Source organism: Lysobacter cavernae (assembly GCF_042648505.1).
GTDB classification, from domain to species: domain Bacteria; phylum Pseudomonadota; class Gammaproteobacteria; order Xanthomonadales; family Xanthomonadaceae; genus Lysobacter_L; species Lysobacter_L cavernae.
Window position 1 is genome coordinate 309,296 of the sequence record NZ_JBHRXK010000001.1, and the last position, 15,313, is coordinate 324,608.

The 15,313-nt window shown below is 68.2% G+C and carries 16 protein-coding genes; 9 read left to right on the forward strand and 7 right to left on the reverse strand.

Annotated elements, in window-relative coordinates:
* Window positions 1-142 precede the first annotated feature (142 nt).
* From ACFOLC_RS01400 to ACFOLC_RS01410, 3 genes are all read left to right on the forward strand, one after another.
* Window positions 143-1,087 carry a segregation and condensation protein A gene (locus ACFOLC_RS01400; RefSeq protein WP_386756927.1) on the forward strand — a complete coding sequence of 315 codons (945 nt, stop codon included), beginning with the start codon at window positions 143-145 and terminating at the stop codon, window positions 1,085-1,087.
* A gap of 84 nt (window positions 1,088-1,171) precedes the next feature.
* On the forward strand, window positions 1,172-2,089 hold the full coding sequence (scpB, locus tag ACFOLC_RS01405; RefSeq protein WP_386756928.1) for an SMC-Scp complex subunit ScpB: 918 nt from the start codon (window positions 1,172-1,174) through the stop codon (window positions 2,087-2,089).
* Window positions 2,082-3,740, forward strand: a complete 1,659-nt coding sequence (locus ACFOLC_RS01410; protein ID WP_386756929.1) for a pseudouridine synthase — start codon at window positions 2,082-2,084, stop codon at window positions 3,738-3,740. The genes scpB and ACFOLC_RS01410 overlap by 8 nt, the downstream gene beginning before the upstream one ends.
* A gap of 85 nt (window positions 3,741-3,825) precedes the next feature.
* Here ACFOLC_RS01410 and ACFOLC_RS01415 read toward each other — a convergent pair whose 3' ends face one another.
* From ACFOLC_RS01415 to ACFOLC_RS01435, 5 genes are all read right to left on the reverse strand, one after another.
* A complete protein-coding gene (locus ACFOLC_RS01415) occupies window positions 3,826-4,593 on the reverse strand; it encodes a slipin family protein (protein WP_386756930.1) in 768 nt (255 codons plus the stop codon).
* Window positions 4,594-4,620: 27 nt separating this feature from the next.
* On the reverse strand, window positions 4,621-5,982 hold the full coding sequence (locus tag ACFOLC_RS01420) for an NfeD family protein (RefSeq protein ID WP_386757925.1): 1,362 nt from the start codon (window positions 5,980-5,982) through the stop codon (window positions 4,621-4,623).
* A gap of 183 nt (window positions 5,983-6,165) precedes the next feature.
* Entirely contained in the window at window positions 6,166-8,412 is a 2,247-nt protein-coding gene (locus ACFOLC_RS01425) for a hypothetical protein (protein WP_386756932.1), read from the reverse strand.
* 92 nt (window positions 8,413-8,504) lie between these two features.
* Window positions 8,505-8,969: an aminoacyl-tRNA deacylase gene (locus ACFOLC_RS01430; protein WP_386756933.1), complete on the reverse strand. Its 465-nt coding sequence runs from the start codon at window positions 8,967-8,969 to the stop codon at window positions 8,505-8,507.
* A gap of 231 nt (window positions 8,970-9,200) precedes the next feature.
* Window positions 9,201-9,584, reverse strand: coding sequence for an OmpA family protein (locus ACFOLC_RS01435; RefSeq protein WP_386756934.1), 384 nt, complete (start codon window positions 9,582-9,584; stop codon window positions 9,201-9,203).
* Between ACFOLC_RS01435 and ACFOLC_RS01440 the strand changes: the two genes are divergently transcribed.
* Window positions 9,561-9,878 (forward strand): hypothetical protein, encoded by a 318-nt coding sequence (locus ACFOLC_RS01440; protein ID WP_386756936.1) that lies wholly within the window; start codon window positions 9,561-9,563, stop codon window positions 9,876-9,878. The genes ACFOLC_RS01435 and ACFOLC_RS01440 overlap by 24 nt on opposite strands.
* A 154-nt stretch (window positions 9,879-10,032) precedes the next feature.
* Here the strand turns inward: ACFOLC_RS01440 and ACFOLC_RS01445 are convergent, their stop codons facing one another.
* Both ACFOLC_RS01445 and ACFOLC_RS01450 read right to left on the reverse strand, forming a co-directional pair.
* Window positions 10,033-10,854: an amidohydrolase gene (locus ACFOLC_RS01445; RefSeq protein WP_386756938.1), complete on the reverse strand. Its 822-nt coding sequence runs from the start codon at window positions 10,852-10,854 to the stop codon at window positions 10,033-10,035.
* A 148-nt stretch (window positions 10,855-11,002) separates the two neighbouring features.
* Window positions 11,003-12,151, reverse strand: a complete 1,149-nt coding sequence (locus ACFOLC_RS01450; protein WP_386756939.1) for a pyridoxal phosphate-dependent aminotransferase — start codon at window positions 12,149-12,151, stop codon at window positions 11,003-11,005.
* A 165-nt stretch (window positions 12,152-12,316) separates the two neighbouring features.
* On the opposite strand from ACFOLC_RS01450, the gene ACFOLC_RS01455 reads away from it, so the two are divergent.
* From ACFOLC_RS01455 to ACFOLC_RS01475, 5 genes are all read left to right on the forward strand, one after another.
* Window positions 12,317-12,793 carry a DUF3293 domain-containing protein gene (locus tag ACFOLC_RS01455; RefSeq protein ID WP_386756940.1) on the forward strand — a complete coding sequence of 159 codons (477 nt, stop codon included), beginning with the start codon at window positions 12,317-12,319 and terminating at the stop codon, window positions 12,791-12,793.
* An 86-nt stretch (window positions 12,794-12,879) separates the two neighbouring features.
* Window positions 12,880-13,539 (forward strand): heme ABC exporter ATP-binding protein CcmA, encoded by a 660-nt coding sequence (ccmA, locus tag ACFOLC_RS01460; RefSeq protein ID WP_386756941.1) that lies wholly within the window; start codon window positions 12,880-12,882, stop codon window positions 13,537-13,539.
* The gene (gene ccmB / locus ACFOLC_RS01465) at window positions 13,536-14,228 is read left to right on the forward strand and encodes a heme exporter protein CcmB (RefSeq protein ID WP_386756943.1); all 693 of its coding nucleotides are present in this window, start codon (window positions 13,536-13,538) and stop codon (window positions 14,226-14,228) included. Before ccmA ends, ccmB begins: the two co-directional genes overlap by 4 nt.
* 128 nt (window positions 14,229-14,356) lie before the next feature.
* Window positions 14,357-15,109, forward strand: a complete 753-nt coding sequence (gene ccmC, locus ACFOLC_RS01470; protein WP_386756944.1) for a heme ABC transporter permease CcmC — start codon at window positions 14,357-14,359, stop codon at window positions 15,107-15,109.
* On the forward strand, window positions 15,106-15,291 hold the full coding sequence (locus ACFOLC_RS01475; protein WP_386756945.1) for a heme exporter protein CcmD: 186 nt from the start codon (window positions 15,106-15,108) through the stop codon (window positions 15,289-15,291). Before ccmC ends, ACFOLC_RS01475 begins: the two co-directional genes overlap by 4 nt.
* Window positions 15,292-15,313: the final 22 nt, after the last annotated feature.

Here is a 15,313-nt window from a genome sequence, read left to right on the forward strand (position 1 = left end):
GCGCAGGCCGGAGCCGTTCGGGCTTAGCACCGACTTCTAGCACCGACTCAAAGCAGGTCCGTTGCACCCGAATGGCGACCGCGCAAAGGCCGCCAGCACCGAAGCGATAGCAGTGCCGACGGCCCGGAGGGGCCGCTTCCGAATGACCGAAGAACGCGCACCCGACGCGACCGAGCACCCACCGAGCCCCGCGCATCCGCAGCCCCATGCTCCGCAACAGCATGAGATGCCGCTGGCGATGGTGCACGGCCAGCCGGTGCTGCAGATCCCGCAGGACCTGTACATCCCGCCGGACGCGCTGGAAGTCATCCTGGAGGCGTTCGAGGGCCCGCTCGACCTGTTGCTGTACCTGATCCGCCGGCAGAACCTCGAGATACTGGACATCCCGGTCGCCGAGATCACCCGCCAGTACGTCGACTACATCCAGGCCATGCACGAGATGCGCTTCGAGCTGGCCGCCGATTACCTGGTGATGGCCGCGATGCTGGCCGAGATCAAGTCGCGGATGCTGCTGCCGCGCGCGGTCAGCGAGGAAGGCCTGGAGGACGATCCGCGCGCCGAACTGGTGCGTCGTCTGCAGGAGTACGAGCGCTTCAAGAAGGCTGCCGAGGACATCGACACCCTGCCCCGGCAGGACCGCGACACCGCGCCGGCGCAGGCGTTCGTGCCGGACCGGGCTTCGGTCAAGCTGCCGCCGCCGGTGGACCTGAAGGAAATGCTGCTGGCCCTGCACGACGTGCTCAAGCGCGCCGAGCTGTTCACCCAGCACGCGATCAAGCGCGACGCGCTCAGCGTCCGCCAGCGCATGGGCGAGCTGCTCACGCGCATGGCCGACGGTGCGTTCCACCGCTTTGAATCGCTGTTCACCGCCGAGGAAGGCAAGCTCGGCGTGGTCGTGACCTTCCTCGGCCTGCTCACCCTGGCCAAGGAACAACTGGTCGAGATCGTGCAGGAGCAGCCACAAGGTGAACGTCAGCCGCTGGCTCCGATCTACGTCAAGTCGCTGGCGCTGATGAAGGACGCCGACGAGATCGAGCTGAGCAGCGAGTTCGATGAGCCGGCGGCGAATGATGATTCGCAGAGGTAAGTACACCCGCGCCGTCATTCCCGTCAAGGCGGAATGACGAGCAAAAAGCAACGACCCAAGAGCATCGAAGAGCTCATCCAATTCATGGACCAACAATTCATCACCCGCATCGTCGAGGCCGCCCTGCTCGCCGCCAACCAGCCGCTGACGCTGGCGCAACTGCACGCGCTGTTCCCCGAGGACCAGCCGGCACCGGCCGACAGCGTCGAGCAGGCGCTGGAGACCCTGCGCGAAGGCTGCAAGGAGCGCGGCGTCGAACTGGTCGAACTGGCCTCCGGCTTCCGCTACCAGGTCCAGGCCGACGTGCATCCCTGGGTCGCGCGGCTGTGGACCGAGCGCCAGACCAAGTACACCCGCGCCACCCTGGAAACGCTGGCGCTGATCGCCTACCGCCAGCCGATCACGCGCGGTGAGATCGAGCAGGTCCGCGGTGTCGCGGTCAACAGCAACATCATCAAGGCACTGGAAGAGCGCGAGTGGATCCGTGTCGTCGGCCACCGCGACGTGCCCGGCAAGCCGGCCCTGTTCGGCACCACCAAGGTGTTCCTCGACTACTTCGGCCTCAAGCGCCTGGACGAGCTGCCGCCGCTGTCGGAGCTCAAGGACATCGGCGAGCTGGAGCCGCAGTTGCAGTTTGACGGTGCCACGCCGCTTGAAGGCCGCATCGCCGCCGGCGGCATCGCCAGCGGCGCCGACACCGAGGCCTCGAATACGGACGATGCCGGTGCCGGTGCCGGTGCCGGTGCCGGTGCCGCCAACGAAGCCGACATCGAGCCCATCGAAGCAACCAACGAAGCCGTCTCTGACGAAGACAGCGACGATTACAGTCACATCGAAATCCCCGAATCCGCCCTGCTGGGCGACCCCGATGCCGCGCCGGGCGAGCGCGCGGCGGACGTGAACGATCCCGAGCAAGACACCCACGCCGTCGAGACGACGACCGTTCCGGAAGACACAGACGAGGCCGAACTGGCCGAGTCGGAGCAACAGAAAAATGACTGAAGAAAAGAGCCGCAAGCTCACCCTCAAGCGCGGCGCCGACGCCGTTGCCGAAGCCCCGCGCCTGGAAGAGCGCCTGCACAAGGTCCTCGCGCAGGCCGGCCTCGGCTCGCGCCGCGCGCTCGAGCAGCGCATCGCCGATGGCCTGGTCAAGGTCAACGGCGAGATCGCGCAGATCGGCATGAGCATCAAGGGCGGCGACAAGATCGAGCTCGACGGGCGCCAGTTCATCGCCACCGCGCTGACCGAACCGGCGCGCGTGCTGATGTACAACAAACCCGAAGGCGAAGTGACCACGCGCGAAGACCCCGAGGGGCGCCCGACCATCTTCGAGGCCCTGCCCGCTCTCAAGGGTGCGCGCTGGATCGCGATCGGCCGTCTCGACATCAACACCACCGGCCTGCTGCTGCTGACCACCGACGGCGAGCTCGCCAATGCGCTGATGCATCCGTCGTTCGAGGTCGAGCGCGAGTACGTCTGCCGCGTGCGTGCACCGGAAGGCCAGGAGAACGTCGCCGACAACATCGTCGACCGCCTCGCCCGCGGCGTCGCCCTCGAGGACGGCCCAGCCAAGTTCGACGAGATCGAGCGCATCGGCGGCAGCGACTCGCACGACTGGTTCCGCGTCGTGGTGAAGGAAGGCCGCAACCGCGAAGTGCGCCGCCTGTGGGAGTCGCAGGGCTGCCAGGTCAGCCGCCTCAAGCGCGTCCGCTACGGCACCGTCGCGCTGCCGCGCGAGCTGCTGCGCGGCCAGTCGCAGGAACTGGTCTCGGACAAGGTCGAAGCGTTGCGCACCGATCTGGGTCTGGAGGACGGCACGCCGTCGGCACTGACGCTGCAGCCGGTGATCGGCCAGCGCAAGGCGGCCAAGGCCACCTTGCACTTCGGCAACGGCGAGCGCACGCACGGTTACGTCGGCGGCCACAACACTGCCGACGAAGGCCGCGAACTGCGCCGCTTCGACCATGTGCGCGAAGACCGTGGCGGCCGCGGCCGTGGCGGTCCGCGCAAGCACGGCGGCCTCACCGTCAGCGGCGAAGCCGCGGCCAAGCAGTCGCACAAGCCGTTCAAGCAGCGCAAGGACAAGGGCCCGAAGCCCCTGCCCGAGGGCAACCCGGCCGCGTTCCGCACCTGGTACGTGCCCGAAGGCGTCGACACCGGCCCCAGCGGCCACCGCAATCCCGATGGTGCACGCGGTCTGCGCAAGCCCTACGGCAACAAGCCCGGTGGCGGCGCTGGACGCCCCGGTGGTGCCGGCAGCCGTCCGGGTGGCGGTGGCCATGGCGAGCGTGGCCCACGCCGTGAAGGCGGTTTCGGCGGCGAACGCACCGGCGGCAGCCCGTATGGCGAGCGCAGCGGTGGTGGTGGTGAGCGCCGCGGCCCCGGCGGCGGCCAGGGTCAGGGCCAGCGCAGCCCGCGTCCGTACGGCCATCCTGGCAATGCACCGAGCTTCCCCTCCGACCACGCCAATCCGGGCGGTTTCAATCCTTACGGCGACAAGCCGCGTGGCCCGCGTCCGGGCGGCAAGCCCGGCGGGCGTCCCGCCGGTGGTCCGCGCCCCGGCGGTGCTCGTCCGGGCGGCGCCCCCCGTCCGGGCGGTCCGCGTGGCGGTGGCCGTCCCGGCGGCGGCCGGGGTCCGCGCGGCGCGGCGTGATCCGACGTAACAGGCAACACCACAAAGGGCGCTTCGGCGCCCTTTGTGTTTTCGTTGCACCTGATGTGGGTGCGGCGATGTCGGGTTACCCGCTACCCGGCTTCTCAGCCTTGGACCGCATCATCGACTCGATCAGGTCGATCGGCAGCGGGAAGACAATCGTCGAGCTCTTCTCCCCGGCGATTTCGGTCAGCGTCTGCAGGTAACGCAGTTGGATCGCACGCGGGTCGCCGCCGAGCAGTTTGGCGGCCTCGACCAGCCTCGAAGCGGCCTGCTGTTCGCCTTCGGCATGGATCACCTTGGCGCGGCGCACGCGCTCGGCCTCGGCCTGCTTGGCGATGGCGCGGACCATGGTCTCGTTGAGATCGACGCGCTTGATCTCGACATTGGCGACCTTGATGCCCCAGGCGTCGGTCTGCGCGTCGAGGATGGCGCGGATGTCCTTGTTGAGCCGTTCGCGCTCGGCCAGCATCTCGTCGAGGTCGTGCTGGCCCAGCACCGAGCGCAGCGTGGTCTGGGCGAGCTGGCTGGTCGCCTCGTAGAAGTGCTCAACGTTGATGATCGCCTTCTGCGGGTCGATCACGCGGAAGTACACCACCGCGTTGACCTGCACCGACACGTTGTCGCGCGAGATCACGTCCTGCGGCGGCACGTCCATCACCACCGTGCGCAAGTCCACGCGCACCATCTGCTGCACGATCGGGATCAGCAGGATCAAGCCCGGCCCTTTCACTTTCCAGAAGCGACCGAGCTGGAACACGACGCCGCGTTCGTATTCACGCAGCACCTTGATCGCGGTGATCAGCAGCAGCGCCACCAGCACGATCAACGGGAAATACAGGGGCAGGTACATGATTGGACTCCTTCAGGTCAGATGACCTCATTCGCCGACCGGCGCAACACGCAGGACCAGGCCGTCCATCGCCAGCACGCGTACCGCCTGGCCACTGCGCACCGGCACGCTCGACTCGGCTTGCCACACTTCGCCGCGGATGCGCACCTGGCCGCGACCGTGAAAATCGTGCAGTGCCACCGCCAGACTGCCGACCAGTTCCTCGATGCCGGTGACCACCGGTTGACGCCGCGCCCGCGCCGCCAGCCACAGCATGGCCATGAACGCCAGCGCGCTGGCCGTGCCGATGCCGGCGATCAGCCGCCCCGGCACGCCGAAACCGGGGATGTCGGTGTCGAACAGGATCAGCGAGCCGGCCACCAGCGCGACCACGCCGCCAATGCCGAGCGCGCCGAAACTGGGCATCGCGAATTCGACCGCGATCAGCACCACCCCCAGCGCGATCAAGGCCACGCCGGCGTAATTGACCGGCAACACCTGTAACCCATACGCCGCCAGCAACAAGCAGATGATGCCGACCATGCCCGGCACCACCGCACCTGGGCTGTAGCCCTCGAAAACCAGTCCGTACAGCCCGACCAGCAGCAACAGGTAAGCCACCGTGGGCTCGGTGATGACCGCCAGCAGGCGCGCGCGCCAATCCGGCTCCAGCTTTGTCACCGGTTGGCCAGCCAATGCGAGCGTGACATCGCGGTGCCCCAACCGGATCGTGCGGCCATCGGCCTGGCGCAGCACGGCTTCGATGTCCTCGGCGACGAACTCGATCACCCGTTGTGACAGCGCCTGGCTTGCCGTGAGCGTGGCGGCCTCGCGCACCGCGGCCTCGGCGAAATCGGCGTTGCGATGGCGCAACTCGGCGAGGCTGCGCAGGTAGCCGACCGCATCGTTGACGGCCTTGCGCGACATGGCGTCACCGGCATCACGGCGCGCCGGGGCGGGTTTTGCCTTCGGCTCCGGCTGGGGTGTGGCGTCGTCGGGAGGCTCCTCCGCCGGCGCAGGCATCGGCTGCGGCCCGCCCATCGCGACCGGCGTGGCGGCGCCGAGTGAAGTCGCCGGCGCCATCGCCGCCAGGTGACAGGCGTACAGGATGTAAGTACCGGCGCTGGCGGCGCGCGCGCCCTCCGGCGCGACCCAGCCGATCACCGGCACCTCGGAGGCCAGAATGGCCTGGTTGATGTCGCGGGTCGCGGCATCGAGCCCGCCCGGCGTGTCGATGCGCAGCACCAGCGCACGGGCTCCGTCGGTGCCGGCACGTCGGAGGCCACGCACCAGGTGGTCGCGCGTCGCCGGGCCGATGCCGCCCTTGATGTCGAGCAACAACACGCCGCCGGGCTTCACCGTTTCGGGCGACGGCGGCTGGGGCACGGCGACCAGCACCGGTGCAAACACCAGTGCCAAGGCCAGGCACCCTATTCGGCCGATCGCTCTCATGGCGGCACCAGCGGCCGCGGCAAAGCGGACCGCCGACAGCAGCAGTTAACACCCAGGCCCGTTAAGGAAACGGCAGTGCGGGCAAACCCCTCGAAAGACTCGAGTCATCGCCACGCGCGGCCGTCTTCAACGTCTGCGCGCCTAGCGCAGCAGGTTCGGCTGCGCGTCGTACCACTGCTGGGCGTGAACCAGATGGAAATCGCGCTGGCCGTTGTTCACCTGCACAGCACAGCTCAGCACGCCCCAGTGCGCGTACAGGCTGCCGACACGGCTCTGGCCGTGCAGCTTCAGCCGCGCCTTCAGGTCGTAGCGCTGGTTCTTGGCCTCCATGCGGTCGAGTACCAGCGTGTCGCCCTGCCATTGCACGTTGCCACTGACCTGGGCCTGGCCGGCATCGACCAGCTTGTAGATCCACTTCGGGTATTCGCGCTGGCGCGAGAACAGCGACAGCAAAAAGCCGACATCCTTCATGCTGATGTGGGCGCTGCCGTTGACGCTCATCGGCTTGTCCCAGTCCATGCGCGCGCGATCAAGGTTGATCCGTGCCCACCAGCCGCTGCGCGACTCGCCACCGGCCTCGGTGAAGCTGACGTTCTTGAGATCGACGCTGCTGCCGTCGATGTTGAAATTGTGGCCGTCGAGATTGGCGCGACGCAGTTGCGTGTTGACGTCGATGTCGCCGCGCAGGGCCATCCCCGCCGCATGCAACTGCGTGGCCCGGCCGTTGACGCGCAGCCAGCCGTGACCGATGTCGCCGGCGCCGTCGAGGGTGAGATCGCCACTGAGCAGACCGGAGCCGCCGTCGAAACGCAGATGCGTCTTGGGCAGGTAGTGGTTGTAGACACGCAGGTCGGGGACGTGCGCATCGTTGAAGGTCAGATGCGCCCGCAGCGACTGGCGCGCCTGCTTGAGGGCACCGGGCTGGCGGAGCTTGCCCTGGGCGAAGCCACTGAGGGTTTCCAGGCTCAGCCGCAGGTTCTGCCCTTCGACATAAGGCCGGCTGCGCGCGGTATCGGCGGCGATGTTGAAACGCTCCATCACCAGATCGAGCTTGGGCAGCAGTTCGCCGTTCGGCCCGGCATCGAGACGGCCATCGGCGCGCGCCTGGCCCTGGATGCGGTTGCCCATCACGTCGGCGATCGCGGTCACTTCCGGTACACCGACGCGGCTGCCGGCGGCGATCTTGCCGTCGCGCACCTGCACATCGGCATCGACACTGCCGGCCCCGTCCAGGGACAGCCACGGCGCATTGGTGAAGAAGTTGCCCAGCCAGCGCAGCGAGGCGAACTGCCACTTGCCGACCACATGCCCCGAGGTGCGTGGCAGCAGGGTCTTGAAGTCGTGCAGCGGCACCTCGTTGCCGCGAACGCGCAGGTCGGCATCGAGTGCGAGCATGCCGCCCTGCTGCGGCGGCACCTTGGCCTTCAACACCACGTCCTGGCCGACGTCGAGATTGACGTCGAGCGAATCTGCGCGTGCGCTTCCGGTGCTGTCGGTGCCGGTCACCGGCATGTGCCAGCGCAACTGGCTGCCGGGCTTGAGTACCCCGCGTGCGAACGTCAGCTGCGCGTGCGCGCTGCCCTGCCCGGGCACGGTCTTGAGGGCGATCTTGCCGTTTGGGTCGACATTGACCTGCAGCGCCGCCGTGCTGCCATCGAGCGTGAGCTGCGCATCGGTCATCAGCAGCTTGCGGATGCCGGAGGCCTGCGCGCGCGTATGCCGGGCGATCGTGAAGCGTGCATCGATGCCGGCATCGCGCAACAGCTCGTCGCCATCAAGGCTCAGACGGGCCTTGTCGAAATGCGCCTTCGAGGGCATCAGCTCGAGCGCACCGCCGCGCAACTGCTTGTAGAAACCGACCTGCGCGCTGCCGGTACCCTCCAGGGTCAACCCGGCGAAACGGCCGTGGCGGATGCTGTCGGTGGCGATGCGGTCGAACTGCAGCACCCAGCCACCCGGCCGGACCGGCGGCGGCGGCTTGCGCGCGCCGGTCATGTCGACCTCGCCGGCGACCTCGCTCACCCACACTTCCGGTACCCGCACCGTCTTGCGCAGCAACGGCAGGATCGCGACGCGGCCGCTGGCCTTGGCCGCCTGCACCGCCCACAACGTGCGGCCGGCGTGGCCTTTCATCTTCACGTCCCAGACCGCGACGCGGCCGGGCCACCAGGTCACGCCCGGCCCCCACTCGATCTGGAATTTGTCCGGCTTGCGATTGGCCGCCCACGGCCCGAGCGGCGTGTTGAGAAACACGTTGCCCAGCAGCAGGTAAGCGGCATAGACGATCAGCAGCGCGAGCGCGACCCGCTTCAGCCATGGCCGCAGCCCTGACGGAATCCGGTTCCACAACGGCTGCAGGTTCTGGCGTAGCGCGGATGGGCTATTCATGTCCGCAGCATAGCCATGAAATCGCTACGGATTAAAGCTCCCCGCGGACGCGGGCAGACCCTCAGCCCGCCCGGGTCGGAGGCGCGCCGCATTCAATGCCGCGTCAGGTCACCGACGCACGGATGCACCAGACGCTCAAAATCGCGCCAGCCCATCCGCATCAATTCGCGGTGGCTGCCGGCGTTGAAGGCGATCTGCTCGTCCGCGGCCAGGCTGTCGGCGGCGTACACGTCCATGCCGTACAGGTTGCCGAACGGCGGCATCGCGCCGACCTCGCATTCCGGGAAGCGGTCCTTGAATTCGGACTCGCTGGCCAGTGCGACATCGCGTGCGCCGGTGATCTCGCGCAGATGCGCCAGATCCAGCCATTCATTGGCCGGCACCACCGCCATCGCCAGCTTGCCATCGAGCTTGACCATCACGGTCTTGGCCATTTCCTTGCCGCTGATGTTGGCGCTGGCCGCGGTGGCCTGGGCGGTGAACGCATGCGGGTGCGTCATCGTGTTGAAGGCGACCTGGTTGGACTGCAGGAACTGTTCGAGTCTGGGTAGCGACATGACCTGGCTCCTCTGCGATGGAGCCGGCGCGGTGAATGTCCGGGATTGGCGGGCGCTGCGCGCCGGCGTCCGTGTCGATCGGCCGTGCGGGACTGCACGGCGGGTCCAGTGTAATCGCGCTGGCCGCAGCGGGTGCGGCCGCGTGTCGGCACATTCATGCACTGCAAGCAACGCCGCTGCATGCAGGGGCGACACGGGCCGCCCCTGTTGCAGCCCATCAGCGGCGGCTGATCACATCGACGCTGTCGCCGGGGCGGCAGAAACGCCTGCGTAATCGACCACCAGCGAAACACGGCGATTGTCGTGCCCGGCATCACCGGTCGCGCCCGCGCGCACCAGGCGGTTCTTGTCTTCGCCGTAGCTCACCGCGCGCACCTGGTTGGCGGCGAGACCACCGCTGCTGACCAGGTAGTCGCGCACGGCCTCGGCACGGTGCAGACCCAGTCGACGGTTGTTGGCGGTCGAGCCGGACGGGTCGGCGAAGCCTTCGACCGTGATCAAGGCATCGGAGCGATTGCTGCTGACGGCCTTGGCAAAGTCGTCGAGCAGCGGCTTGTCTTCCTCGCTCAGGGTGGCGTCGCCGGTGGCGAAATGCGCGCCGGTTTCCACACGCACGCGGCCAGCCAGCTGCGTGACCAGGGCATCGTGCTTCTGCGAGAGCGTGTCGATCTGCGACTGCAGCCGCTGATCGGTGGCGCGCAGATCGGCGATGGTGCTGTCGAACTCGTCGCGTTTGATGTAACTGCTGCAGCCGGCCAGGGTGACGGCACTCAGGGCAACGGCCAGTCCCGCATTGCGGAGGGTTGGGATAACGATGGCATGTCTCCTTCAAACGACCGCGCGCAACGCACGCGCGGTAACGGACGCAGGGCCGGGGGAAGCCGCTGGCGCCGAATGGATGTGATTTGAATTGTTGTGCGCGGGGCGCGCGGGGGACAACGGCTGCGAGTCAGCCTGTGAAAGGAGCCATATCGATGTCACAGCCAACGTTAACTTCGCGTTGGCTGAACAAGCGATGTTGCGTTAGCCGTATCGCTGCTGTTCATGCTGGCAGGCACGCATTTCAGCCGGCTTTATCCGCGATCTGCTCTTTCAACTCGAACGCATCGCCGTCGAGCATCGCCGGGAAGCGCGCGCGGTGCGCGGCCAGTTCGGCCGATTGCAAGGTGGTGGTGACGACGACTTCCTCGTCGGTGCATTCGCTGACCGGATGGCCAAGAAAATCGATCACCGCGCTGTCGCCGGCGTAATGCAGGCCGTTGCCGTCGGTGCCGACGCGGTTGACCGCAGCCACGTAGCACAGGTTCTCGATCGCGCGCGCACGCAGCAGCGTCTTCCACGGGTAGTTGCGGGCCGAGGGCCAGTTGGCCACGTACAGCGCGAGGTCGTAGTCGAGCTGCTGCGGACGCTCGACATCAAAGCGGTTGCGCGAGAACACCGGGAAGCGCAGGTCGTAGCAGACCAGTGGGCAGATCCGCCAGCCCTTCCATTCCACGGTCAGGCGTTCGCGGCCGGCGGCATAGCGCTCGTGTTCCCTGGCGTAACGGAACAGGTGGCGCTTGTCGTAGCTGTGCAGCGTGCCGTCGGGCTGGGCGAACAGCAGCCGGTTGAACACGCCCTTCTGGGTGCGCAATTGCACGCTGCCGGTCACCGCGGCGCCGAGCTTGACCGCCTGCTCGCGGATCCAGGTCACGGTCGGCCCGTCCATGGTTTCGGCGTCGCCGATCGCTTCGTTGCTGAAACCGCTGGTGAAGGTCTCCGGCAGGATCACCAGGTCGGTGGTGCCGTGCAGCGGCGCGATGAGGCGGCCGTAGTACTCGCGGTTGCCGGCCGGGTCGTGCCAGCGGGTGTCGCCTTGGATCAGGGAGACGCGCAGATTGTCCATATCAAAGTCCGGTATCTGCCTTTGTAGGAGCGGCTTCAGCCGCGAACTTATTGCGGTTGTTTCTGCAGGGCGGTGCGGGTCGAAAGGACGGCCTCATCGTGACCTGGTTGGAACGGTCGCGGCTGAAGCCGATCCTACGGTGCGAGGATCACAACTTCTGCAGGCGTTCGATTGCCGCGTCCAGCGTCGCCGCGTTCTTGGCAAAACACAACCGCGCCAGGCGCTGCCCCTGCGGCGGCGTCTCGTAGAACGGCGATAGCGGGATCGCGGCCACGCCCTTCTCGACGGTCAGCCAGCGACAGAACGCGGCATCGTCAAGATCGCTCACCGCCGAATAGTCGACCAGCTGGAAATAGCCGCCCGGCACCGGCAATGGCTTGAGCCTGGTCGTCAGCAGCTGCTCGCGGAAGCGGTTGCGCTTGCCCTGGTAGAACGCGCCGAGCTGCTCGTAGTGCGCGGGCTCGGCCTCGATCATCTCGGCAAACGCCCACTGCGCCGGGGCGAAGGTGCAGAAGGTGTTGTACTGGTGGACCTTGCGCAGCTCGACCGACAACGCCGGCGGAGCGATGCAGTAACCCAGCTTCCAGCCGGTGCAGTGGTAGGTCTTGCCGAAGCTCGACACCACGAAGGCGCGCTCGCGTAGTTGCGGATACCGCAATACCGACTCGTGGACGCGGCCGTCGAAGACGATGTGCTCGTACACCTCGTCCGACAACAGATAGATGCCGGTATCGCGCAGCAGTGCGGTCAGCTGGGCGATGTCATCGGCCGTGAACATCGCGCCGGACGGGTTGTGCGGCGAGTTGATCATCAGCAACCGCGTGCGGGGCGTGACCGCGGCGCGGATCAGGGCCCAGTCCGGCGCGAAGGTCTGCGGGTCGAGCGGCACGTGCACGGTGCGGCCGCCGGCCAGGTCGATCGCCGGCTCGTAGCAGTCGTAGCACGGGTCGAGCACGATCACCTCGTCGCCCGGACACACCACCGCCAGCACCGCGTCGAAGATCGCCTCGCTGGCGCCGGAGGTCACGGTGATCTCGGCGTCGGCGTCGGGGCGATAGCCGTAGCAGCGCTGCGTCTTGGCGGCGATCGCCTGGCGCAGCGCCGGGATGCCGGTCATCGGCGCGTACTGGTTCTTGCCCTCGCGCATGGCACGGCCGAGCGCCTCGATCAGGCGCGCGGGCACGTCGAAATCGGGAAAACCCTGGCCGAGGTTGACCGCGCCGTGCTCGACGGCCAGCTGCGACATCACGGTGAAGATGGTGGTGCCGACCTTCGGCAGTTTGGTTTCCGGGGTCATTGCGAGCGTGGCAGCCAGGTGGAAACCCGGGAGTTTACGGAGGAGCACGGCACCGCGTCATGACGATCGGTCATCCCCTCCGCCCTATCCGGTCCGTCCGGCCCCGAACCAACGGCACGGCCTGTCGGGATTGCGTTGACGCCGCCGGGGCCGGACACTGCCAGCATGCGCGAGTTGCAGGTCGTCAATGCCGCCGAGCTGGCCATCGCCTACGCCGCCGCCGAATACGCGGTGCTGCTGGACGGTGAGCCGCTGCCCCTGCGCGTCGGCCAGCCGGCCGCCGACCTGGAAGCGTACTGGCCGGCCACGCGCTACCTGTTCATCACCGCCTGGAACCCCGCCTCGGAGCCGCGTTCGGAAAGCGCCAACCAGGCCGCCGACCGCCTGCTCGTCACCCAGCTCGACGAGGCCCGCTTTGCGCGTCACCCCGCCTGGGCCGAGGACCCGGCCGGCGACTGGCGCGAACACGGCTGGCTGCTGGCCGACATCGAGGACACCGCGGCCGAGCGGCTCGCGCGCGAATTTGGCCAGGCCGCGGTGCTGGCGTGGCAACGCGGCGAGCCGGTGCGGCTGCGCATGCTGATGCCCCGGCCGCCGGCCACCGACGCGGCCGGCGCCTACACCGACTGGAGCAGCGGGTAAGCCGCCGCGAACGGCACGGGGCTTTTGCGGGTGACTCGCATAACATGGCGGCTTCGCGGCCGCCTCGGCCGCTGCCGCCCGACCGAATGACGCCACTCGACCGACCTGCCCCGCCGCTGCTCGCCGCCCGCGGCCTGTGTTTCGCGCGCAACGACGAGCCCGTGTTCGGGCCGCTCGATTTCTCGGTCGATGCCGGCGAGGCGCTGCTGGTGCAGGGCGACAACGGCGCCGGCAAGACCACCCTGCTACGGGTGCTGGCCGGGCTGCTGCGCGCCGACGTCGGCGAGATCGACATCGACGGCGAACGCGCCCGCGCCGCCCGCCGCGCCCGCGCGATCGCCTACCTCGGCCACCTGCCGGGGCTGAAGGCCGATCTCAGCGCGCTGGAAAACCTCGACTTCCTGTGTGGCCTGCAGGGCCGCCGCCGGGCCCAGCTGCCGGAAAATGCCCTGGCCATCGTCGGCCTGGCCGGCTACGAGGACACGCTCGCCCGCCAGCTCTCGGCCGGCCAGAAGAAACGCCTGTCGCTGGCGCGGCTGTGGCTGTCGCCGGCGCCGCTGTGGTTGCTCGACGAGCCTTACGCAAACCTCGACCTCGACGGCATCGAGCTGGTCAACCGCATGGTCCACGCGCACCTGCGCGAAGGCGGCGCCGCCCTGGTCACCACCCACGGCGCTTACGCCGCGCCGCCGGTGCGCACCCGCATGCTGGAGCTGCGCAAGCCGGCGCTGGAGCAGGCCGCATGAACGGCGCCGCGATGCCCGGCCTGATCGGCGCGGCCAAGGCCCTGCTCGCGCGCGACCTGCGCCTGCACTGGCGCCGCCGCGGCGACGCGCTGCAGCCGGCCTTGTTCGCCTTGCTGGTGGTGATGCTGTTCGCACTGGCGCTAGGCGGCGAAAAGGATGCCCTGGCCCCGGTCGCCGGGGCGGTGCTGTGGCTGGCAGTGCTGCTTGCCGGCCTGCTCGCGCTCGACACCCTGTTCCGTGGCGATGCCGAGGACGGCTCGCTGGAGCAGTGGATGCTGGCACCGGTGCCGCTGGCCTGGCTGGTCGCGGTGCGCACCTTCATGCACTGGGCGACCAGCGCGCTGCCGCTGCTGGTCGCAACCCCGTTCCTCGGCGAGCTGCTGCACCTGCCGCGGGCGCAGTTGCCGGTGCTGCTGGCCTCGCTGGCGCTGGGCACGCCGCTGCTGAGCCTGCTCGGCGCCGTGGTCGCGGCGCTGACGGTCGGGATGCGGCGCTCCGGTATACTCGTGGCCTTGTTGGCGCTGCCGTTGTATGTGCCCGTGCTGGTGTTTGGTGCCGGCAGTGTCGCCGCCGCCGCCCAGGGACTGGACCCGATCGGCGCCTTGTTGCTGCTCGGCGCGGGGCTGGTCGTGGCACTGGTGCTGGCGCCATTGGCGGCCGCGGCCGCGATCCGCATCGCATTGAGCTGAAGCCGCTGCCGATGAGGCCTGTCCAATTGAGTCCGATCATTGAATCCGATCAAAGCTGCGGCGCGCTGCGTCCGCGACAATCCTGCCGCCGGTCCGGGCTCGACCGCCCGGGAGCAGGCTGAGAAACGATGAACCCGATCCTGCGCTGGTTCCACAAACTCGGTTCGCCGCCCTACTTCGACCGCTTCGCCGCGCGCTGGGCGCCGTGGGGCTACGGCCTGGGCCTGCTGGTGATGGCCTGGGGCCTGTACGGCGCGCTGTTCCAGGTGCCGGCCGACTACCAGCAGGGCGACAGCTTCCGCATCCTCTATATCCACGTGCCCAGTGCCTGGATGAGCATGGCCGTGTTCGGCCTGATGGCGGTCTATGCCGCGATCACCCTGATCTGGCGGATCAAGCTGTGCGAGATCCTGGCGATGGCCTGCGCGCCGATCGGCGCCGCCTTCACCCTGATCACCCTGGCCACCGGCTCGATCTGGGGCAAGCCGATGTGGGGCACCTGGTGGGACTGGGACCCGCGCCTGACCACCGAGTTGATCCTGCTGTTCCTGTACCTGGGCGTGATCGGCCTGTACCACGCCATCGACGACCGCCGCGCCGCCGCGCGCGCCGCCGGCCTGCTGGCCATCGTCGGCGTGGTGCTGCTGCCGGTGATCCGTTACTCGGTGGTGTGGTGGAACTCGCTGCACCAGGGCCAGACCATCCGCCTGCTCGGCGAGTCGAGCATGGACGCGAGCATGATCCCGCCGCTGGTATGGATGATCGTCGGCACCAAGCTGTGGTTCATCGGCGCACTACTTGCACGTGCGCGCGCCGACAATCTGCGTCGCGAGAGCGGCAAGGCCTGGGTGGGCGAACTGGCCCGGGGGAAGCGGTCATGAACTACCTGAACTACGTGATCGCCGCCTACGCGGTATTCGCGATCGTGCTCGGCTGGGATTTCGTCAGCACCCAGTTGCAGATCCGCCGTGAACTGCGCGGTGCCCGCCTGCGTGCCGCCCGCGAGGCCGCACGCCCCGGCAAGCATGTCGGCAAAGACGCTGCAAACGAACTGACTCGATGAGTCGCGCCTTGATGAGTATGTC